Consider the following 5,351-nt stretch of genomic DNA (forward strand, 5'->3'; position numbering starts at 1 on the left):
CGGCCTCGCGGAAGGCCTCGCGGAAGGCCTCGCGGAAGGCCTCGCGGAAGGCCTCGCGGAAGGCCTCGCGGAAGGCCTCGCGGAAGGCCTCGCGGAAGGCCTCGCGGAAGGCCTCGCGGAAGGCCTCGCGGAGGACGAGGTGGCAGGCCCGGCGTGGGGCACACGCGCCGCCGGCCACCTGGCCAGGGTCGCCGAGAGCAACCCCACCCTGGCGGCGCTGCGGCCGATGGTGGCGGGCCTGCTCGCCGAGCCGGACGACCGCTGGACGCTCGACGCCTGCACGCGGTTCCTGACCGAACTCGAACTACCCGACCTCGAACAACCCGACCTTGAACAACCCGGGCTCGACCAGCCCGGCGCGCGACGAGCTCCGCAATCTGGGGTGACCGCGGACGACCTCATCTCCGACGGGCTCGCCTGGCTGGCCGAGACCATGGACGACCGCCCCGGCTGCCCGTCACCGTGGCCCAACATCACCTATGGGCTCGAAGCCGATCCCTGCTCGGTGAGCGCCGGCGCGGCAGGCATCCTCGCGGTCCTCCCACCCGAACAGACCGGTGCGGTCTCGCGCTGGCTCCACCGGCGCCTGGCCGAGGAGGATGTCTGGCCTCCCGGCCTGTACGCCGGGCGATCCGGCGCCCTCTGGGCGTTGTACGAAGCGGCGGCCGACGAGGAGTCGAGGGACTTCGCGGTACGGGCCGCGTACCGGCTGCCGACCGACTACCCCAGCCCCGACGTCACCCACGGCCTGGCCGGCTGCGCGATGGCCACCCTGCGCCTCGCCATCCGAGCGGACGACCCCGCGCTGCGCGAGCGGGCCACGGAGATGCTCCAGAACCTGCACGACGCGCGGTCCTCATACGAGGGGCGCCCGCAATGGCTCACGCAGGCGGCCCTCGACTCCAGCCTCGCCGGCACCAACCACTTCGGCTTCGCCCACGGCCTGGCCGGAGTCGGCACCGCGTTGCTCTATGGAAGCGTCGCCCTCGGCAGGGCGGACTGGATGGAGACCGTACGCGAGGTGGCCCACACCCTCTACGAACACGCCGACGTCGAAGGGGACACGGCCTGGTGGCCGTTCAGACGCGATGAGCGCGAGTCCGTACGGCCCCGCCGTCCCCACTGGTGCAGCGGTTCGTCGGGCGTCGGCTCCTTCCTGATCCGCTATTGGAACGTGACGAAAGATCCGGCCGCGCTGGAACTCGCCGAACACGCGGCGATCGCCGTACACCGGACCCGGTGGCAGTCGGGCTCGGCGCTGTGCCACGGCCTGCCCGGCGAGGGCGACTTCCTTCTCGACATGGCCCGGTTCACCGCGGACGAGCGGTACCAGCGCTGGGCGGAGGATCTGGCCGGGTGCCTGACCGCGCGGGCCGTCAGGCACGCGGGCCGGCTGCACGTACCCGATCGCCTGGGCAGGACCGTGCCGACCTACCTCGGCGGGACCGCGGGCGTCCTCGCCTTCCTGCTGCGCCTGCGTCACGGACATCCACGCCTGTGGATGCTCGACGACGTCATCGGCGCTCCCCATGATCTCGCCGTGCCCCGAGCACGGCGACGCCAGGAGGAACGGAAATCAGAGAGGGGGGAGAAACATGTCTTTCGACGTTCAGGACCTGCAGAACCTGCAGGAACGTGAGCCGAGCACCACGGAGTCGGCGCTGCTGACCAACTGCTTCAAGCACCCGGGTTGCACCGACACCAACTGATGACGGAGCGGCGTGCGGCAGACATGGGCCGCACGCCGTTTCACAGCTCCGAGAGCCTCCGAGAGGGCGGCAGACGTGACGACCCGCAGGATCATCCGGCTGTTCACGCCATATCGTCGCGCCGTCCTGCTCGTCGTGCTGCTGGTCGCGATCTTCTCCGCGCTGAACGCCGCCATCCCGCTGCTGACCCAGGTCGTCTTCGACCGCGCCCTGTTCGGCAAGGACGGTCCGCGGCCCGACCTGCTGGCGCTGATCGCCGCTCTGGCGGCGGTCACGGCGGCCGGGGCGGCGGGCGTCGATCTGGCCCAGACGTGGATCTCGGGCCGCATGGCCCAGCGGGTCATCCACTCTCTGCGTACGCGGCTGTTCGGCCACCTGCAGCGGATGCCGCTCGGCTTCTTCGCCGCCGCCAGGAGCGGCGAGATCCAGTCGCGGCTGGCCAACGACACGAACCAGATCGAGGACGCGATCAAGGACACGCTGCCCAGCCTGCTCGGCAGCCTCCTCGCGTTCCTGTTCGCCCTGGGAGCGATGTTCTCGCTGTCCTGGCCGCTCGCGAGCGTCACCCTGTGCCTGGCCCCGGCCATCCTGTGGGTCTCCGCCCGCTCGGGGCGCGCGCTCAAGGTCCTCTCCGCCGCCGGCCAGCGGGCCCGCGCGGAGATCGCCTCCATCGCCGCCGAACGCCTCTCGCTGGGCGGCATCACCCTCGCCCGGGTGCACGGACGCGACAGCCACGAGGCCGCGGTGTTCGGCGCGGAGAGCGAGCGGCTGGCCCGGCTCGGGGTCCGCGCCGGACTGGCCGCCCAGTCGGTGCTGAGCGCGGGGCACATCTTCTTCGTACTGACGCCTTACATCGTGTTCGTCGCGGCCGGGCTCATGGACGGGATCACGCCCGGCACGCTCATCGCGTTCGTGGTGCTGCAGTCGAGGCTCTACCAGCCGCTCTGGCAGATCCTGCACATCTCCACCGAGTTCCGTACCGCCCAGGCGGCCTTCGAGCGGGTCTTCGAGTACCTGGACCTGCCACCGGGACCACCCCCCGCCGTGCGCGGCGCAGGAGCGGGCGAAGTGCGCGTCGCGCGGGCCTCCTACGCCTACGCGGGACCGCAGGACGAGGCACGCTGGGCACTCCGCGAGGTGACCCTCGACCTGCCCGCCGCCTCCGCGACACTGATCGTCGGCCCGAACGGATCGGGCAAGACGACTCTCGGCTACCTGCTCGCCGGGCTGTACGAGCCGGCGGAGGGGACGGTACGGATCGACGGACGCGTCTGCCTGGCTCCGCAGGAAGCGTTGCTGTTCCAGGGCTCCATCGCCGAGAACCTCCGCTACGCCGCCCCCGACGCCGGCCTGGACGACCTGGTCGCGGCCTGCGCGACGACCAGGATGCACGACCGGATCATGGCTCTGCCCGACGGCTACGACTCCGTGGTCGGTGAGCGGGGGGCGCTGTTCTCCGGTGGTGAACGCCAGCGCATCGCCCTGGCCCGCGCGCTCCTGAGTGACGCGCCCGTCCTGGTCCTGGACGAGGCGACCTCCGCGCTCGACCCGCTGACCGAGCGCGAGGTCATCCACGCGGTCCTGCGGCGGCGCAGCGGGATGACAACCGTGATGATCACCCACCGGTTCGGCGGCCTGGACGCGTTCGACACCGTCGTCGTACTGGACGGAGGACGCGTCGTCGAGTGGGGCGCCCATCTCGAACTGCTGGGCAACCGGCACGGCCTGTACGCGCGGATGGTCCGCGCCCAGGCCGTCCAGCGGGGCGATCCAGCCAACGGCGAGGGTGCCGTAGAAGATCTGCCGTCATCCCTGGTCTCCACAGGCCCGGCCTGCAGATGCTCGGGATCGGTGCGACAGCTGAGCATGGATAGCCAGATGTCGCGAATCGAATACGAAGTGTGATCAAACCCAGTACGGTCACCCGTATGCGGGTCGGGATCTACGTGGATGGCTACAACCTCTACTACGGTGCGCGAGGTCTGTGCGGGCGTGGGACACCGGGCTGGCGTTGGCTCGACATTCGCGCGCTTGCTGCGAGCCTCGTCGCCGCTCGAACCAACTGGCAGACAGCCGATGTTGACCGGGTGAAGTACGCGCCGCTCGCAGTACGGGACCGGGCGGGCCGGCCCGTGCTCGCGCGTCCCTCGTGGCCGATCCAGGTGTGCGACTCGGCAGGCGCGTCGGTCCCAGGCCCATCGGGCTGGTGAGGCAATCGCCCCGCGTCTGTGAAGCTCGCCTGCTATTCTGAAGGCATATACCACCCGGCTCCTTATGGGCCGGGTTTTCTTATGTCCAGCCCCGCGCCGCGCGCCCAGATCGCCAACTCAGGGTGCGCGCCGGGCGGCGTCGGCGAGTATGTCTGATAGCTATGGGACAAAAGACGTTATACCCGCCGATTGAGCCGTACGAGACCGGGATGCTCGAGGTGGGCGACGGGAACGAGATCTACTGGGAGGCCTGCGGCAACCCCGACGGCAAACCTGTCGTCTTCCTCCACGGCGGTCCCGGCGGTGGGTTACTGCCGGCGCAGCGGCGGTTCTTCGACCCCGAGGCGTACAAGATCGTCCTGTTCGACCAGCGCAACTGCGGGCGCAGCCGGCCGCATGCGGCCGACCCCGGGGTGTCGCTGGAGGCCAACACGACCTGGCACCTCGTGGCGGACATCGAGCGGCTCAGGCGGCGGCTCGGCATCGAGCGCTGGCAGGTGTTCGGCGGCTCGTGGGGGTCGACGCTGGCGCTGGCCTACGCGCGGCGGCACCCGCAGCGGGTGAGCGAGCTGGTGCTGCGCGGTGTCTACTTGGCGACCGAGGCCGACAACGTGTGGGCGTTCACCGGCACCGGGGCGGCCCGGCTGTTCCCGCGGGAGTGGGCGGCCTTTCACGACTTCATCCCGGAGGCGGAGCGGGACGACCTGGTCGCCGCCTACCATCGCAGGCTGTCCGACCCGGACCCGGAGGTACACGTCCCGGCCGCGCGGGCGTGGGCGGCCTGGGAGCTGTCGGCGAACACGCTGCTCCCCGTCTCGCCACCGCTCCTCGACGACCGGGAGCTGGTGAGCTTCTCACGCATCGAGGCGCACTACTTCAGCCAGGGGTGTTTCCTGAAGGAGCGTGAGCTGCTCGACGTGGCCGCGATCCGGCACATCCCGTGCGTGATCGTGAACGGCCGCTATGACATGAAGACGCCGCCGGACGGGGCGTGGGACCTGCATCTGGCCTGGCCGGAGGCGGAGCTGCGGATCGTCGAGGACGCCGGCCACGCGGGCGCCGAGCCCGGCTCGCTGCACGAGCTCATCACGGCCACCGACGGTTACCGGCACGGGTTATAGACGATCGCTGTTCGTGACAGGAGAATTACTGTCGGCACGCACGAACGAGGAGGGCCCCGTGGCGTTCCCCATCATGAAGCTGGCGGCCGCTCTGATGTTCGCCTGTCCGAGCCCCGTCCCCGTCGCCCCCGCCGGCACCGCGCTGCTCCAGTCGGGCGAGATCCGCTTCCACACCATCAACGAGGCCAAGGACGCCGACACCATCGTCACGGTGACCGTCCGCGACCGTAGGGGGCAGACCATCGCCCTCCTGACCGGCGTGGGGGGGGGGGGGGGGGGGGGGGGGCGGGGGGGGGCCGGCACGCCGGTCG

5 protein-coding genes are annotated in these 5,351 nt (G+C 70.8%); 4 read left to right on the plus strand and 1 reads right to left on the minus strand.

Features of this window, described 5'->3' with window-relative positions:
• The coding region (locus AB0F17_RS64740) for a PT domain-containing protein (protein ID WP_358047092.1) at positions 1-207 on the minus strand (207 nt) is incomplete at its 3' end.
• Between AB0F17_RS64740 and AB0F17_RS64745 the strand changes: the two genes are divergently transcribed.
• From AB0F17_RS64745 to AB0F17_RS64760, 4 genes are all read left to right on the plus strand, one after another.
• Positions 140-1,639 carry a lanthionine synthetase LanC family protein gene (locus tag AB0F17_RS64745; protein WP_358047074.1) on the plus strand — a complete coding sequence of 500 codons (1,500 nt, stop codon included), beginning with the start codon at positions 140-142 and terminating at the stop codon, positions 1,637-1,639. The genes AB0F17_RS64740 and AB0F17_RS64745 overlap by 68 nt on opposite strands.
• Before the next feature lie 145 nt (positions 1,640-1,784).
• A complete protein-coding gene (locus AB0F17_RS64750) occupies positions 1,785-3,614 on the plus strand; it encodes an ABC transporter ATP-binding protein (RefSeq protein ID WP_358047077.1) in 1,830 nt (609 codons plus the stop codon).
• A gap of 466 nt (positions 3,615-4,080) precedes the next feature.
• A complete protein-coding gene (gene pip, locus AB0F17_RS64755) occupies positions 4,081-5,040 on the plus strand; it encodes a prolyl aminopeptidase (RefSeq protein WP_358047080.1) in 960 nt (319 codons plus the stop codon).
• Positions 5,041-5,053: 13 nt separating this feature from the next.
• Positions 5,054-5,351 (plus strand): hypothetical protein (locus tag AB0F17_RS64760; RefSeq protein ID WP_358047083.1); only part of this gene is annotated, 298 nt, incomplete at its 3' end.

Origin of the sequence: Nonomuraea sp. NPDC026600 (genome assembly GCF_040638335.1) — a bacterium.
Taxonomy (GTDB): domain Bacteria; phylum Actinomycetota; class Actinomycetes; order Streptosporangiales; family Streptosporangiaceae; genus Nonomuraea.